Origin of the sequence: Variovorax sp. Root411, assembly GCF_001425205.1 — a bacterium.
GTDB lineage: Bacteria > Pseudomonadota > Gammaproteobacteria > Burkholderiales > Burkholderiaceae_C > Variovorax.
This window is the reverse complement of the sequence record NZ_LMDW01000002.1, coordinates 313,063-327,086: the sequence shown is the minus strand read 5'-3', so window position 1 is coordinate 327,086 and position 14,024 is coordinate 313,063. Positions and strand designations below refer to the sequence as shown.

Genomic DNA, 14,024 nt, shown 5'->3' with positions numbered 1-14,024 from the left:
CTGCCGGCCGCCTACTGGATCTTCGGGTCGCCGAAAGGCTCGTCGTCCGGCGGCGCTTCGGCCGGCATGCGGAAGTCTTCGCTGGCCCAGGCGCCCAGGTCGACACCCTTGCAGCGTGCGCTGCAGAAGGGCCTGTAGGCGTTGCTCGGCGCGTAGATGCTGTCGCCGCCGCACGTGGGGCAGCGGACGATCCGCTCGCCCTTGCTGTTCAACCGCGTTGTCATGCGCAGAGGGTCAGCTCGAACGGCGCGTCGTCCGAGCTTTGGTGCAGGCGGTCGTCCGCGTCGTGGCGCATCAGGCGCACCGAGACCATGAGGCGGTTGCCGCTGATTTCAGGGATCAGGCCGAGCTTGGGATCAATGCGCAGGCGCAGCAGCTGGAAGCTGCGGCCCTGCGGCAGGTTCTGTTGGAACTGGCCGTTGCTGGCGATCACCTTGTAGGGCACGTCGGCGTCGCGCAGCAGCTTGAGCAGCAGGTAGATCGACGAGGCCAGCGGAGAGAGGGTATTGGACCAGCGCTCGAGATCGGCTCGGCGGCTGGCGGCGGGGCGGTGCTGCCAGGCGTAGTAGGCGGGCAGGTCGAACTCGCAGGTGCCGCCCGGAATGCCGGCGCGGCTGCGGATGCTCATGAGCCACTCGTTCTCCGTCAGCGCCTGCCCGGCCTTGCCGGCCACGCTGTTGAGGGCAGTGAAGTTGCCCTCGAGCTGGCCGACGACCTGGTCGAGCACGGCCTCGGCGATGGCCGGATTGCCCCGGTAGCTGTTGAAGACGTTCTTGTGCTTGTCGAGGTCGCGCAGCACGTCGGCCTTGAGGTCGGCGCGCGCGGCGACGTCCATGATCTCGAAGATCGTGACCAGGGCGTAGTGATGGGACAGCGGCGATTCAGCGGGCACCAGCTCGCCGAGGCGGCGAAACAGGTGCTCCAGCCGCAGGTACGTGCGGATGCGCTCGTTGAAGGGGTACTCGTAGAGGATCACGCGTATCGTTTTTTCACGTCGGGTTCGGGCTCATTGCGATCTGGCCGCCGGTGCGGGCAGCACCTCGCGCACAGCCTGCAGCATACGCTGGCCGAAAAGAATGTAGCCCCGGGTCGAGACGTGGGTCTCGTTGGCGGGGAAAAGATCCTTCACCTTGAATCGGTTCTGCTCGGCCAGCGCAAACAGGTCCGGCCCGATATTTTGCGGGTTGAATGCGGCGCGGAATGCATCGGCATGGTTTTGTTGCAAATACACGGTGGTCTTGTTGGGCACGACCATCCACACCACCTTGTAGGGGGCGGCGGTGCGCTCGAAGCGCTTCATGAATTGCGCGGACTCGGCCGTAAGCGCCGCGTTGACGCGGTCTTCGGCGGTCATCAGCAGCTTGTCGCAGGCGTGGTGGCTGAACTGCTTGCAGCCATCGGGCACCACCCGCGCGTCGATCAGCGGACCCCAGCGCTCGGGCGTGTTGGTCCAGCTGTCGGAAGCCAGGATGGCCTTGGTGTTGTGGTACGTGAACCAGCCGCTGAGCAGCTGGGCGTCCCAGTTGAGCTGGAAGCCGGGGGCGGGCCTGGCCGGGTTCTCGAACGGCGGCGGCGACGGCTTGAAGGCGTGCTTCATCGTCTTGCAGCTCTCGGACTTGTCGATGCGGTCCTGCAGCAGGCGCTCGATGCTCTCGACGATCACGACCTTGCCCTTGAAGCCCGACTTCTCGAGCCAGCTCGGGAAGTCGTCGCACAGTTTGCCGTCGAGATTGTCCCAGTGGGTGGTCGTCATCTTGTAGCCTGCGCCCACGAGGGACGCCTGCCAGGCGTAGCGCACGGAGAAGCTGTCTCCGATCACCAGGATGTCGGATTCGTTGATGGGCCAGGTCTTGACGTCGGCATCGGGGATCGGCGGCGGCGGCGCGTGCCAACCGAACTCGCGCTCCGAGATGCGCCCGATGCGGGTCAGGTCGCCGTAGGGAACCGGGGTGAAGAGGCTGGCGACCAGCAGCGCGCAGCACACCAGGTAGCCCGCGGCGAAGATGCGAAGCCAGATCCTGGCCGATTTCGTGTCTTCCATGTCAGCTCTCCACTGCACTCCGAATGGTCTCCAGCGCATGAACCGGGCGTGCTCCATTCGCGGGACGCCGTGGAACCGGCTTTGCCGGGCCACCGGCGTCGCCCCCGGCGAGGGGGTAGGAGAAGCGACACGGAGTGCGCGAAGCCTGGGGGAGATTCATTTCAGAACTGGAAATAGAGGAACGGGCTGTAGCTGCCGAACTTCGACACGCACAGGCCAAAAAGATAGATGCAGCCCAGCCCCGTGACCCAGGTGGCCAGGCGCTGGAGGTGGGGGCGTCCGGCCAGGCCCGCGACGTTGGGAATCCAGCGGTCGAGCGTGATGGTGGGCGGCAGCGCGAGGCAGATCACCAGGCCGGCGAAGACGGTCTGGAAGAACTCCGGCTTGCGGAACGGCACGCGGAATTCGCTGAAGGCCGACACGGGCGCGCCGTGCAGGCCCAGCATGCCCTTGTAGATTTCGACGGCGGCCGTCATGCTGTCGGCCCGGAACACCACCCAGGCGATCATCACGCACAGGAAGGTGATGAACCAGCCGATCACGCGGCCGTACCAAGTGGTCTTGGTGTTGCCGCGGCGCACCTTGGCGTTCCAGAAGTGGTTGACCATCAGGTACGCGCCGTGCAGCGCGCCCCAGATGACGAAGGTCCAGGCCGCGCCGTGCCACAGGCCGCCCAGCAGCATCGTGAGAAACAGGTTGATGTAGCGCCGCGCCGGGCCCTTGCGGTTGCCGCCGAGCGGCACGTAGAGATAGTCGCGCAGGAAAGTCGACAGCGAGATGTGCCAGCGCCGCCAGAACTCGATCATGTTGGTCGACTTGTAGGGCGACCTGAAGTTGAGCGGCAGCTGCACGCCCACGCACAGCGACAGGCCCACCGCCATGTCGGAGTAGCCCGAGAAGTCGAAGTAGATCTGCAGCGTGTAGGCCAGCACCCCGAACCAGGCCGTGTACAGCGAGGGCATCACGCCTTCGTGCACGCCCTTGAACATCATGTCGGCATATTGCCCCAGCGGGTCGGCGATCAGCATCTTCTTGGCCAGGCCGAAGACGAAGATGCCCAGTCCGAGCGCCACGTTGTTGGCGTTGAACCGGTAGGTGGCCGGATTGTTGAACTGCGGCATCATCTGCGCGTGATGCAGCACCGGGCCCGCGATCAGGTGCGGGAAGTAGGTTACGAACAGCGCGTAGTGGATGAAGCTGCGCTCGTGCACCTTGCCCTGCCAGCAGTCGACCAGGAAGGCGATCTGCGTGAATGTGTAGAACGAGATGCCGATCGGCAGCACGATGTGCACCAGATCGATCTGCGAGAAGCCCGCGGCCGCCAGCCCGGCATCGACGTTTTCCAGGAAGAAGTTGGCGTACTTGAAGACGGCCAGCACCCCGAGGTTGACCACCAGGGCAATGATCAGCAGGGTCTTGCGATGCTTGTCCTCACGGCCCGGGGAAGGCGTCAGCCGCAGCCCGAACCAGTAGTTGATGCAGATCGACCCCAGCAGGAGGGGCAGCGCCTTGACGCTCCACCACCCGTAGAAGAAGAGTGACGCCAGTGCCAGGAAACCCGCCGCCGACCGGGGGCTGCGCGTACCGATCAGGAAGAAGCCGATCAGGACCAGCGGGAAGAAAACGAAGATGAAGGGATACGAATTGAAAAGCATCGTGAGGGGCGCTGAGGCGTGCGCCGTTTGACGTGGTCGTCGTGCAGCCGTCGCGGCGTCAACCCCAAATTATCGCGTGCCTGCCCGAACCCACCGTTCCCAGAGACCCCAGACCTGCTGGCCGAGTTCCTCCAGCGTCAGTGACTCGTTGAAAATGACTGCATCGGCGGCGGCCCGACGTGCCCGGCGCGTGGCTTGCTGGGCAATCACCGCCTTGACTGCTTCGGGTGTCCAGCCCGAGCGGGCGACGACGCGTTTCAACTGCGTTTCCTCGGTGGCGTCGACCACCAGCACGCGGTCGACGAGGGCGCGCCAGCGGCCGGATTCGACGAGCAGGGGAACATCGAATACGACGACCGCATCCTTGCCGGCCGCCGCGGCCAGCCGCCGGGTTTCGGCGCCGATCAAGGGGTGGAGGATGGATTCGAGGCGGGCCTTGGCTCCTGCATCCGCGAACACGATCTGCCGCATGGCGGCCCTGTCCAGGCCGCCGTCCGCGTCGATGACACCGGTCCCGAAAGCGGCTTCGAGGGCCGGCATGGCGATGCCGCCCGGGAGCGCGATGGCCCGCGCGATGGCGTCGGTGTCCACCAGCACCGCCCCTTGGGCCACCAGCAGGCCGGCGACGGTGCTCTTGCCGCTGCCGATGCCGCCCGTCAGGCCGATGCGCCGCACCATGCGGTGTGTCAATGGATCAGTGCGCCGAGGGGAAAGGCGAACGGAATCCATTGCCTCACGATTTCGGGGCCTGCCACGAGGCAGACGAGGCCCGCGCCGGCCAGGAAGGGGCCGAAGGCGATGGGAATGTCCTTGTGCGCCAGCTTGCCGGCGACGCGCAGCGTCACGCCGATCACCGCGCCCACCAGCGAGGAGACGAGGATGATCGCGATGAGATAGTCGGCGCCGAGCCAGGCGCCCAGCGCGGCGAGCAGTTTGAAGTCTCCATAGCCCATGCCTTCCTTGCCCGTGACCAGGCGAAAGCCATGGTACACAAGCCAGAGGCTCAGGTAGCCGAACACGGCACCCCAGACGGCCGAGCTCAGCGGCACGCCGGTCCAGCCCATGGCCGCGCCGACCAGGCCGAGCCAGAGCAGGGGGTAATTGAGCGAATCGGGCAGGAACTGGGTGTCGAAATCGATCAGGAACTGGCAGATCAGCAGGGCGCCGAATGCGGCCCAGAGCACACCGGCCGGCGTGATGCCGAAACGCCAGGCGCAGAGTGCGAACAGCGCGCCCGTGATCAGCTCGACCAGCGGGTAGCGCGGACTGATCGAAGTCTTGCAAGACGCGCAGCGCCCGCGCAGCACCACATAGCTCAGCACGGGGATGTTCTCGTACCAGCGGATCTTGTGCCCACAGTTTCCGCAGCGCGATGCGGGACGGGTCAGGTCGAATGCGGGCTGCGCTTCGAGGACCGCGGCGGCCTTGTCGGCGGCCGCTTCCAGCCCCGCGGGAGGCGACACCTTCGGACCGAAGGCCAGCGACCACAGCGAAGGCGCATCCTTCGAGGGCATGAGGTTGGCAACGGCATCGGCGAGCCAGTCGCGGTACATCATCACCGGCGTGCGGTAGATCACGACGTTCATGAAACTGCCGATCAATAGCCCCAGCACACCGGCGAACGCGGTGTCGAACTCCCTCGAAACGAGCATCAGACGACCTGGCCGAGCTTGAAGATGGGCAGGTACATCGACACCACGATGCCGCCGATGATGGTGCCGAGGAACACGATGATGATAGGTTCCATCAGGCTGGAGAGGCCCGCGACCATGTCGTCCACTTCGGATTCGTAGAAGTCGGCGGCCTTGCCCAGCATGTGGTCGATGGAACCCGATTCCTCGCCGATCGCGGTCATCTGGATCACCATCGATGGGAACAGGTTGGCGTTGGTCATGGCCGAGGTGAGGCTGGTGCCCGTGGACACCTCCTGCTGGATCTTCGCCGTGGCGTCGCCATAGACGCTGTTGCCCGAGGCGCCGCCCACCGAGTCGAGGGCTTCGACGAGGGGGACGCCTGCCGCGAACATCGTCGCAAGCGTTCGTGTCCAGCGCGCAACGCAGGATTTCTCGATCAAGGTGCCGAAGATGGGAATGCGCAGCAGAACGCGATCCATGACTTTCTGGAAACGCTCGTTGCGTTTCCAGGCCTGCATGAAGAAGTAGAGGCCGCCGCCGATGCCGCCGAAGATCAGCCACCAGTACGAGACGAAGAATTCGCTCATGGCCATCACGAACAGCGTTGGCGCAGGAAGGTCGGCCCCGAACGAAGTGAACACCTGCTTGAACGCAGGAATCACGAAGATCATGATGATCGCGACCACCACAAAGGCCACGACCACCACCGAGGTCGGGTACATCAACGCCGACTTGATCTTGGACTTGATCGCCTCGGTCTTCTCCATGTACGTGGCAAGGCGGTCCAGCAGGTCTTCCAGAATACCGGCCGCTTCGCCGGCTTCCACCAGGTTGCAGTAGAGGTTGTCGAAGTACTTCGGGAACTTGCGGAAGGCGGCCGACAGCGAGGTGCCGGTTTCCACGTCGCTGCGGATGTCGTTGAGCAGCTTGGCCACGCTCGCGTTCGCATTGCCGCGCCCGACGATGTCGAAGGACTGCATCAGGGGCACGCCGGCCTTCATCATGGTCGCCAACTGGCGCGTGAAGATCGCGATGTCCTTGGGCTTGATTGCCTTGCCGGAGCGCATGCGGCGCTTCTTGATCTTGGAGGCGAGCACGCCCTGGCGGCGCAGGGCGGCCTGCACCTGGTTTTCGCCGGCGGCCCGAAGTTCGCCGCGCACCGCCTTGCCGTTGCGGTCCTTGCCTTCCCATTCGAAGACAAATTCCTTGTGCGTGGGCTGGGAGCGGTTGGATGCCACTGTTGCCATTCGATCTCCGGTTCTCGGTGTGTGTTCGTTATTCGTTGGTGCAGGCCACCACTTCTTCCAGCGAAGTGAGACCTTGCATGACTTTTCGCAGACCCGACTGGCGCAGCGAACGCACGCCTTCTTTTTCGGACTGCTGAGCGATGTCGAGCGCGCTGCCGTCGCGCAGGATGATTTCCTGGATGGCTTCGGTGATCGGCATCACCTGGTAGATGCCCACGCGGCCCTTGTAGCCGCCGCTGCAGGCGGAGCAGCCGACGGGGCGGTAGGGCTTCCAGGTGCCGTCCAGGTCTTCTTCCCTGAACCCAGCGTCGAGCAGCGTTTCGCGCGGAACGTCGGCCGGCACGCGGCAGACGGTGCACAGCCGCCGGGTCAGGCGCTGCGCGGTGATCAGGATCACGCTCGATGCGATGTTGAACGGCGCGATACCCATGTTGCGCATCCGCGTGAGCGTCGTCGGCGCGTCGTTGGTGTGCAGCGTGGAGAGCACCAGGTGGCCCGTTTGCGCGGCCTTGATCGAGATGTCGGCGGTTTCGAGGTCGCGGATTTCGCCGACCATGATGATGTCCGGATCCTGCCGCAGGAAGGCGCGCAGTGCGGCCGCGAAGGTCAGGCCGGCCCGTTCGTTGACGTTGACCTGGTTGACGCCGGGCAGGTTGATTTCCGACGGATCTTCCGCCGTCGCGATGTTCACGCCCGGCTGGTTCAGCAGGTTCAGGCAGGTGTAGAGCGACACGGTCTTGCCCGAGCCCGTGGGGCCGGTGACGAGCACCATGCCGTACGGTCGGCCGATGGCATGGAGAAGCCGCGCCTTTTCATCCGCGTCGTAACCCAGGGCGTCGATGCCCAGGCGCGCGCTGCTGGGGTCGAGAACACGTATGACGATCTTCTCGCCGAACAGCGTGGGCAAGGTGCTCACGCGGAAGTCGATGACGCGATCGGGCCCGATCTTGAGTTTCATGCGGCCGTCCTGCGGCACGCGCTTTTCCGAGATGTCGAGCCGCGAGATGACCTTGATGCGCGATGCCAGCTTGTCCTTGATGACGGTGGGCGGGCTGGCGATTTCGCGCAGTTCGCCGTCGATCCGGAACCGTACGCGGTACTGGTGCTCGTAGGGCTCGAAATGAATGTCCGATGCGCGCATGCCGATCGCGTCGAGCAGCATCTTGTGGAGAAAACGCACGACCGGTGCGTCTTCGACTTCGGCGACCGCCTGCTCGTTGCTGTCGCCCGAGGTGTCGGCCGTGACGTCGTCGAACTCGAACTCGCTGCCTACGATGTTGTTGATCGTTTCCGCCGCGCTGACGGCGGCGGCTTCGATCATTCGCGACAGCTTGTCGTATTCCGCGATGACCCAGTCGACGCCCATCTGGGAAGCGAACTTGATCTTCTCCGCCGCCTGTTGGTCCGAGGGGTCGGCTGTTGCAACAATCAGACGGTTGTTGCGCTTGCTGAGGACGACGATACGGTACGCGTGGCACAGCTTCGCATCGAGCAGGTCCTTGGGCAGACGCTGGGGATCGATGGCGTCGAGGTCGAGCAGCGGGGCGCCGAAGGCGGTGGAAAGGGTGTGGGCGAGATCGGCGGCCGAGACGGCGCCAGAGCCGGTCAGCTCCGCGATGAAGCTGGTGCGGCCGCTCAGGGACTTCTGGTAGATGTCCTCGGCCGCCCTGGCAGGAAGCTTGCCCGCCGACACCAGGGCGCGGGCGAGCCCTGGGAGGGCAATCTGCGAGGTTTCTTTAACTGGAAGTTCGGCAGCGGCCATTCAACGAATGAAAAAGATGTGAAAAAATGCTTCACGATCATCGCTGAACAGTGCTTTGCTGTAAATCGCTACACAGCAACAGGCATGGCCATTTATTTATGCCAGCCAATGGCTGGTCGGGGTGAGAGGATTCGAACCTCCGGCCTCTACGTCCCGAACGTAGCGCTCTACCAGGCTAAGCTACACCCCGATGGTTGCAAGAAAAAAGTATTCGTCCTAGATGCCAACTCAGGTGAGGTGTTCAGGCACGTCGCTCAAGCAACTGAGCCGCCAATTGTAGCAAACCTGAAGCGTGCAAATTGGACGGGAAGCCCTTCAGCGCATGAATTGCGCGTTGTGCCTCGGCGGCAGCCGCGGCGCGCGAGGCGGCTAGGGCGCCGGTTTCGCGCACGATCTCGACGACCTTGCCCAACTGGGTGGTGTCGCCTGCCTCGATGGCGGCGCGCACCAGTTCGCTTTGCACCGAGGTGCCGCGCTGCATCGCGAAGATGAGCGGCAGCGTGGTCTTGCCTTCGCGCAGGTCGTCGCCGACATTCTTTCCCGTCTCGCTGGCATCGCCCGCGTAATCCAGTACGTCGTCGATCACCTGGAAGGCGGTGCCGAGCGCCTGTCCGTAGGTGGCGCAGGCTTCTTCCACTTCGGGGGGGGCGCCTGCCAGCACGGCCGCCAGGCGGGTGCTGGCTTCGAACAGCTTCGCGGTCTTGGAGCGGATCACGCGCAGATAGGCGGCTTCATCCAGCGATGCGTCGTGCATGTTCATGAGCTGGAGCACCTCGCCCTCGGCGATCACATTGGTTGCTTCGGCCAGGATCTGCATGACGCGCATGTTGTTGGCATCCAACATCATCTGGAACGCGCGCGAATAGAGAAAGTCGCCGACCAGCACACTGGCCGGGTTGCCGAACGATTCGTTGGCGGTCGCCCGGCCGCGCCGAAGGGTCGATTCATCGACCACGTCGTCATGCAGCAGGGTGGCCGTGTGAATGAATTCCACGACGGCCGCCAGATTGAAGCGCTGTTCGCCCGTATAGCCCAAGGCGCCCGACATCAGCAGCAGGAGCGCCGGCCGCAGGCGCTTGCCGCCAGCCGAGATGATGTATTTTGAAACTTGGCTGACCAGCGGCACGCCCGTGTCGAGGCGGCGGGCGATCACACGGTCGACTTCGACCATGTCGCCGGCAATCAGGTCCAGCACGGTGGCGGTGGGGGAGGTGTCGGCGGCGGGAACTGGCAAAGCGGAGGCGCGGAGCGCTGCGGAGGATGAGGGTGACCCAGGCTGGGGAAGGGCCGGAAGGCGCAAATTATAGGGAGCCGCCACGGTTTTCCGGGAGCGCTCCGGGCCGGGAGTGGTTAGCAGGCGCAAACCGCGCTATAATCTTGGGCTCTGCGGAATTCGCTGCGGAGACTCATTTCTAAGAGGTTTACATGTACGCGGTCATAAAAACCGGCGGCAAGCAGTATCGCGTTGCTTCCGGCGAAAAAATTAAAGTAGAACAGATTGCTGCGGACGTAGGCCAGGAAATCGTGATCGACCAGGTTCTGGCCGTCGGAAACGGCGCTGAAATCAAGGTTGGCACGCCCCTGGTGTCCGGCGCAACGGTGACAGTCACGGTACTGTCGCACGGCAAGCACGACAAGGTCGGCATCTTCAAGATGCGCCGTCGCAAGCACTATCAGAAACGTCAAGGCCATCGCCAGCAGTTCACTGAGCTGCAAATCGGCGCGATCGCTGGCTAAGGGGCACATTCCATGGCACAGAAAAAAGGCGGCGGCTCAACGCGAAACGGGCGCGATTCCAAGCCCAAGATGCTCGGCGTGAAGGCCTTCGGCGGCGAACTGATCAGCGCAGGCTCGATCATCGTACGCCAGCGCGGCACCCAGTTCCACCCCGGCGTGAACGTCGGCGTGGGCAAGGACCACACGCTGTTTGCCCTGGTCGACGGCCACGTGTCGTTCGGTCACAAGGGTGCACTCAACAAGCACACGGTCAACGTGACCCCCGCGGCGTAAGCCTCGAGTCACTTCGACCTGCCCGAGGCCCCGCATTGCCGGGGCTTCTTCATTTGTAAACTGGACATCCCATGAAGTTCGTCGACGAAGCCTTCATCGACATCGCCGCCGGCGATGGCGGCAACGGCTGCGTGTCGTTCCGTCATGAGAAGTACAAGGAATTCGGCGGCCCCAACGGCGGCGACGGTGGCCGCGGCGGTCACGTCTTCGCGGTGGCCGATTCGAACCTCAACACCTTGGTCGACTTTCGCTACTCGCGCCGGCATGAAGCCAAGCGTGGCGAGCACGGAATGGGCTCCGACATGTTCGGCGCCGCGGGCGACGACATCACGCTCAGGATGCCCGTCGGCACGATCATCTCCGACGCCGAAACGGGTGAGGTGCTGTTCGAACTGCTGAAGGAAGGCGACGTCATCACCATCGCCAAGGGCGGCGACGGCGGCTTCGGCAACATGCGCTTCAAGAGCGCGATCAACCGTGCGCCGCGCCAGAAGACGCCCGGCTGGCCCGGCGAGAAGCGCAGCCTCAAGCTCGAACTCAAGGTACTGGCCGACGTCGGCCTGCTCGGCATGCCGAACGCCGGCAAGTCGACGCTGATCAGCGCGATCTCGAACGCCCGCCCGCGCATTGCGGACTATCCCTTCACCACGCTGCACCCGAACCTGGGCGTCGTGCGCGTCGGCCCGGAGCAGAGCTTCGTGGTGGCCGACCTTCCCGGCCTGATCGAAGGTGCCTCCGAAGGCGCTGGCCTGGGCCATCTCTTCCTGCGGCACCTGCAGCGCACTCGCCTACTGCTGCATGTGATCGACATGGCGCCGTTCGACGACAACATCGACCCCGTCGCGCAGGCCAAGGCCATCGTCGGCGAGCTCAAGAAGTACGACGCCGCACTCTACGAAAAGCCGCGCTGGCTCGTGCTCAACAAGCTCGACATGGTGCCGGCCGAAGAACGCGCAGCACGCGTCAAGGACTTCGTGAAGCGCTTGCGCTTCAAGGGGCCCGTGTTCGAAATCTCGGCGCTCACGCGCGAAGGCTGCGAACATCTGGTGCAGGCCATCTACCAGCAGGTCAAGGCGCAGCAGGTGGCCGAGCATGCACCGGTCGTGGTCGATCCGCGCTTCACGCCGCTGCCTCCCGAGGGCGCCTGAGCGGCACCGCAGCATCGCCCGTGATGCTGCCAACAGACAGATAGATAGACAGACAAAAGCAACCTCGCAGCATTCAAGACCGCACCGCCCCAAAATGACCTCGAACTCCGGATCCACTGCCTTGCGGGATGCCCGCCGTATCGTCGTCAAGGTGGGCTCCAGCCTCGTGACCAACGAGGGACGCGGCCTCGACGAGGCAGCCATCGGCGAATGGTGCCGGCAACTGGCCGCGCTGGTGCGCGAGGGCCGCGAGGTCGTCATGGTGTCGAGCGGGGCGATTGCCGAGGGCATGAAGCGCCTCGGCTGGCGCACCCGGCCCCACGAAGTTCATGAATTGCAGGCCGCCGCGGCCGTCGGCCAGATGGGCCTGGCCCAGATGTACGAAACCAAATTGCGCGAAAACGAGATCGGCAGCGCGCAGGTGCTGCTGACCCATGCCGACCTGGCCGATCGCGAGCGCTACCTCAATGCCCGTTCGACGCTGGTCACGTTGCTCAAGCTGGGCGTGGTGCCGGTCATCAACGAGAACGACACCGTCGTCAACGACGAGATCAAGTTCGGCGACAACGACACGCTCGGCGCTCTTGTGGCCAACCTCGTCGAGGCCGACGCACTGGTCATCCTCACGGACCAGAAGGGCCTGTACACGGCCGACCCGCGCAAGGACCCGGAGGCGAAGTTCGTGCACGAAGCCGCCGCGGGCGACCCGGCGCTCGAGGCCATGGCGGGCGGCGCCGGCTCCAGCATCGGCCGCGGCGGAATGATCACCAAGATTCTTGCGGCCAAGCGCGCGGCCGGCTCGGGCGCCTCCACCGTCATCGCCTGGGGGCGCGAGTCCGATGCCCTGCTGCGCCTGGCGCAAGGCGAATCCATCGGCACGCTGCTGGTGGCGCAGACTGCCAAGCACCAGGCCCGCAAGCGCTGGATGGCCGATCACCTGCAGCTGCGCGGCGCCGTCGTCGTCGACGCGGGCGCTGCCGCCAAGGTGCGTGCCGAAGGCAAGAGCCTGCTGCCGATCGGCATGACCAGCGTCTCGGGCGAGTTCTCGCGCGGCGACGTGATCGCGGTGCGCGACGTCGATGGCGTCGAGCTGGCCCGGGGCCTGGCCAACTATTCGAGCGTGGAAGCACGCCTGCTGTGCCGCAAGCCCTCGAGCGAATTCGAGCGCCTGCTGGGCTATGTCGCGGAACCGGAGATGGTCCATCGCGACAACATGGTGCTGATGCCCAACTGATGAAAACAACAACGGGGCGCAGGGCCCCGTTGATGGATTGATTACTGCACTTCCCGTATCGGGTTGCGTATGTTCTGGACCATTTCCCCGATCGAGGCGCGCGGCGCATTGCCGCGGCACAGGGCCTGGCGCGACAGCGCCCGGGTGTAGCTCGAATTCAGGTCGTTCAGGCGCTTCCACTCGGGTTTGGCGACGTCTTGCCAAGTGCCGTTGTTGTAGCGCGCATAGCTTTTCATTTCCGCGGTCGAGCAGCGTACGCCTTCGTAGAAGGCATTGACGGCGCCGCCATTGCGGTTGTGTGCCACCACCACGTAGCGCACGATGCCGTCGCCCGTGATCGCAATCGTGTTCGGGTCGATGCCGAACTTCAGGCTCATGTACGGTGGCATTTCGATCGGCAGCAGGCGGCTTTCGCTGAAGGCCGGCGGCGGCGGCGTCGCGGTTTCCTCCCACTCCTTGTCCGTCTCGTAGCGCTTGGGCGGCGGCGGCATGCCTGCCTGAGCCCAATCGGCGTTGTCCGTGTCGTGCGGGCCCGAGGCGCATCCTGCGAGGATGCCGAAGCAGGCCAGAAGAAAGATGTGTTCAGCGTTGCGTCGGAAGGAACGGCGCTTTGTTGTCGTGGACAGGAGGTTCATCGCTCGCAGAAGGAATGTCGGGATGCGGATCGAAACTGCCGCCGGGCGGCAGGTCCAGTCCGGGAGGTGCCCCGGCGTCCAGCGAATGGCGCTCGAATTCTCGGGCGCGCACGTTGCTGCGCAGGAAGCGATTGCGGAAATCCTGCCGTGGCAGGTAGCGAGCAAGCTCGGTAAGCGCCATCTCATAGACGCCGCGCTTGAACTCGACGACCACGTCGAGCGGCACCCAGTAGTCATGCCAGCGCCAGGCGTCGAATTCGGGATGGTCGGTGGCACGCAGGTTGAGATCCCAGTCGTGGCCGGTGAGTTGCAGCAAATACCAGATTTGTTTCTGGCCCTTGTAGTGGCCCCGTGCGTCACGGCGGATGAACCGATCCGGCACCTCGTAGCGCAACCAGTCGCGGGTACGGGCCACGATGCGCACATGCTCCGGATGGAGCCCGACTTCCTCATGCAGTTCCCGGAACATGGCTTGCTCGGGACTTTCGCCGCGGTCTATGCCGCCTTGCGGAAACTGCCAGGAATGCGTGCGTATGCGTTTGCCCCAGAAAACCTGGTTTCTCTGGTTGAGCAGGATGATGCCGACGTTGGGCCTGAAGCCGTCCCGGTCGAGCATAATCAAACCCCAATTTTTGAACTGAGTCGATTATGCATGCCG

General features: G+C 64.4%; 15 protein-coding genes and 1 tRNA gene. 4 read left to right on the top strand and 12 right to left on the bottom strand.

The genetic code is table 11. The annotated features are described in order from the left end of the window. Positions 1-11: 11 nt before the first annotated feature. From ASC92_RS07670 to ASC92_RS07625, 10 genes are all read right to left on the bottom strand, one after another. Positions 12-224 (bottom strand): DNA gyrase inhibitor YacG, encoded by a 213-nt coding sequence (locus ASC92_RS07670; protein ID WP_056512710.1) that lies wholly within the window; start codon positions 222-224, stop codon positions 12-14. Continuing rightward, on the bottom strand, positions 221-976 hold the full coding sequence (gene zapD / locus ASC92_RS07665) for a cell division protein ZapD (protein ID WP_056512709.1): 756 nt from the start codon (positions 974-976) through the stop codon (positions 221-223). The genes ASC92_RS07670 and zapD overlap by 4 nt, the downstream gene beginning before the upstream one ends. A gap of 30 nt (positions 977-1,006) precedes the next feature. Beyond that, a complete protein-coding gene (locus tag ASC92_RS07660; RefSeq protein ID WP_056512705.1) occupies positions 1,007-2,041 on the bottom strand; it encodes a hypothetical protein in 1,035 nt (344 codons plus the stop codon). Between the two features lie 161 nt (positions 2,042-2,202). After that, positions 2,203-3,696 carry an MBOAT family O-acyltransferase gene (locus ASC92_RS07655; RefSeq protein ID WP_056512702.1) on the bottom strand — a complete coding sequence of 498 codons (1,494 nt, stop codon included), beginning with the start codon at positions 3,694-3,696 and terminating at the stop codon, positions 2,203-2,205. 69 nt (positions 3,697-3,765) lie between these two features. Next, a complete protein-coding gene (coaE, locus tag ASC92_RS07650; protein WP_200935945.1) occupies positions 3,766-4,374 on the bottom strand; it encodes a dephospho-CoA kinase in 609 nt (202 codons plus the stop codon). A gap of 8 nt (positions 4,375-4,382) precedes the next feature. Further along, a complete protein-coding gene (locus tag ASC92_RS07645; protein WP_056512696.1) occupies positions 4,383-5,348 on the bottom strand; it encodes a prepilin peptidase in 966 nt (321 codons plus the stop codon). Then, positions 5,348-6,577, bottom strand: coding sequence for a type II secretion system F family protein (locus ASC92_RS07640; protein ID WP_056512693.1), 1,230 nt, complete (start codon positions 6,575-6,577; stop codon positions 5,348-5,350). The genes ASC92_RS07645 and ASC92_RS07640 overlap by 1 nt, the downstream gene beginning before the upstream one ends. A 28-nt stretch (positions 6,578-6,605) precedes the next feature. Beyond that, positions 6,606-8,339, bottom strand: a complete 1,734-nt coding sequence (gene pilB, locus ASC92_RS07635; RefSeq protein WP_056512690.1) for a type IV-A pilus assembly ATPase PilB — start codon at positions 8,337-8,339, stop codon at positions 6,606-6,608. Positions 8,340-8,452: 113 nt separating this feature from the next. Further along, a tRNA-Pro gene (locus tag ASC92_RS07630) sits at positions 8,453-8,529 on the bottom strand. A 51-nt stretch (positions 8,530-8,580) separates the two neighbouring features. Next, positions 8,581-9,573 (bottom strand): polyprenyl synthetase family protein, encoded by a 993-nt coding sequence (locus ASC92_RS07625; RefSeq protein ID WP_056512687.1) that lies wholly within the window; start codon positions 9,571-9,573, stop codon positions 8,581-8,583. A gap of 191 nt (positions 9,574-9,764) precedes the next feature. Here ASC92_RS07625 and rplU point away from each other — a divergent pair, with 191 nt between their 5' ends. The 4 genes from rplU to proB all read left to right on the top strand — a co-directional run bounded on the left by rplU (position 9,765) and on the right by proB (position 12,731). Beyond that, the gene (rplU, locus tag ASC92_RS07620) at positions 9,765-10,076 is read left to right on the top strand and encodes a 50S ribosomal protein L21 (RefSeq protein WP_042578903.1); all 312 of its coding nucleotides are present in this window, start codon (positions 9,765-9,767) and stop codon (positions 10,074-10,076) included. A gap of 12 nt (positions 10,077-10,088) precedes the next feature. Next, positions 10,089-10,349, top strand: a complete 261-nt coding sequence (gene rpmA, locus ASC92_RS07615; RefSeq protein WP_007833244.1) for a 50S ribosomal protein L27 — start codon at positions 10,089-10,091, stop codon at positions 10,347-10,349. 71 nt (positions 10,350-10,420) lie between these two features. Beyond that, positions 10,421-11,497: an Obg family GTPase CgtA gene (cgtA, locus tag ASC92_RS07610; RefSeq protein ID WP_056512683.1), complete on the top strand. Its 1,077-nt coding sequence runs from the start codon at positions 10,421-10,423 to the stop codon at positions 11,495-11,497. Positions 11,498-11,591: 94 nt separating this feature from the next. Continuing rightward, complete coding sequence (proB, locus tag ASC92_RS07605) at positions 11,592-12,731, top strand: glutamate 5-kinase (RefSeq protein WP_056512679.1); 1,140 nt, start codon at positions 11,592-11,594, stop codon at positions 12,729-12,731. A gap of 41 nt (positions 12,732-12,772) precedes the next feature. Here the strand turns inward: proB and ASC92_RS07600 are convergent, their stop codons facing one another. Further along, positions 12,773-13,222: a CNP1-like family protein gene (locus ASC92_RS07600; protein WP_235505720.1), complete on the bottom strand. Its 450-nt coding sequence runs from the start codon at positions 13,220-13,222 to the stop codon at positions 12,773-12,775. Between the two features lie 91 nt (positions 13,223-13,313). Next, positions 13,314-13,982, bottom strand: a complete 669-nt coding sequence (locus tag ASC92_RS07595; RefSeq protein ID WP_007833253.1) for an RNA pyrophosphohydrolase — start codon at positions 13,980-13,982, stop codon at positions 13,314-13,316. Between the last annotated feature and the right edge of the window lie 42 nt (positions 13,983-14,024).

Bases quoted from the DNA above. Each gene is read 5' to 3' on its own strand.
- ASC92_RS07670 (WP_056512710.1), bottom strand. From the start codon at position 224: ATGACAACGCGGTTGAACAGCAAGGGCGAGCGGATCGTCCGCTGCCCC.
- ASC92_RS07660 (WP_056512705.1), bottom strand. From the start codon at position 2,041: ATGGAAGACACGAAATCGGCCAGGATCTGGCTTCGCATCTTCGCCGCG.
- ASC92_RS07655 (WP_056512702.1), bottom strand. From the start codon at position 3,696: ATGCTTTTCAATTCGTATCCCTTCATCTTCGTTTTCTTCCCGCTGGTC.
- coaE (WP_200935945.1), bottom strand. From the start codon at position 4,374: ATGGTGCGGCGCATCGGCCTGACGGGCGGCATCGGCAGCGGCAAGAGC.
- ASC92_RS07645 (WP_056512696.1), bottom strand. From the start codon at position 5,348: ATGCTCGTTTCGAGGGAGTTCGACACCGCGTTCGCCGGTGTGCTGGGG.
- ASC92_RS07640 (WP_056512693.1), bottom strand. From the start codon at position 6,577: ATGGCAACAGTGGCATCCAACCGCTCCCAGCCCACGCACAAGGAATTT.
- pilB (WP_056512690.1), bottom strand. From the start codon at position 8,339: ATGGCCGCTGCCGAACTTCCAGTTAAAGAAACCTCGCAGATTGCCCTC.
- rplU (WP_042578903.1), top strand. From the start codon at position 9,765: ATGTACGCGGTCATAAAAACCGGCGGCAAGCAGTATCGCGTTGCTTCC.
- rpmA (WP_007833244.1), top strand. From the start codon at position 10,089: ATGGCACAGAAAAAAGGCGGCGGCTCAACGCGAAACGGGCGCGATTCC.
- cgtA (WP_056512683.1), top strand. From the start codon at position 10,421: ATGAAGTTCGTCGACGAAGCCTTCATCGACATCGCCGCCGGCGATGGC.
- proB (WP_056512679.1), top strand. From the start codon at position 11,592: ATGACCTCGAACTCCGGATCCACTGCCTTGCGGGATGCCCGCCGTATC.
- ASC92_RS07600 (WP_235505720.1), bottom strand. From the start codon at position 13,222: ATGCCGCCGCCGCCCAAGCGCTACGAGACGGACAAGGAGTGGGAGGAA.
- ASC92_RS07595 (WP_007833253.1), bottom strand. From the start codon at position 13,982: ATGCTCGACCGGGACGGCTTCAGGCCCAACGTCGGCATCATCCTGCTC.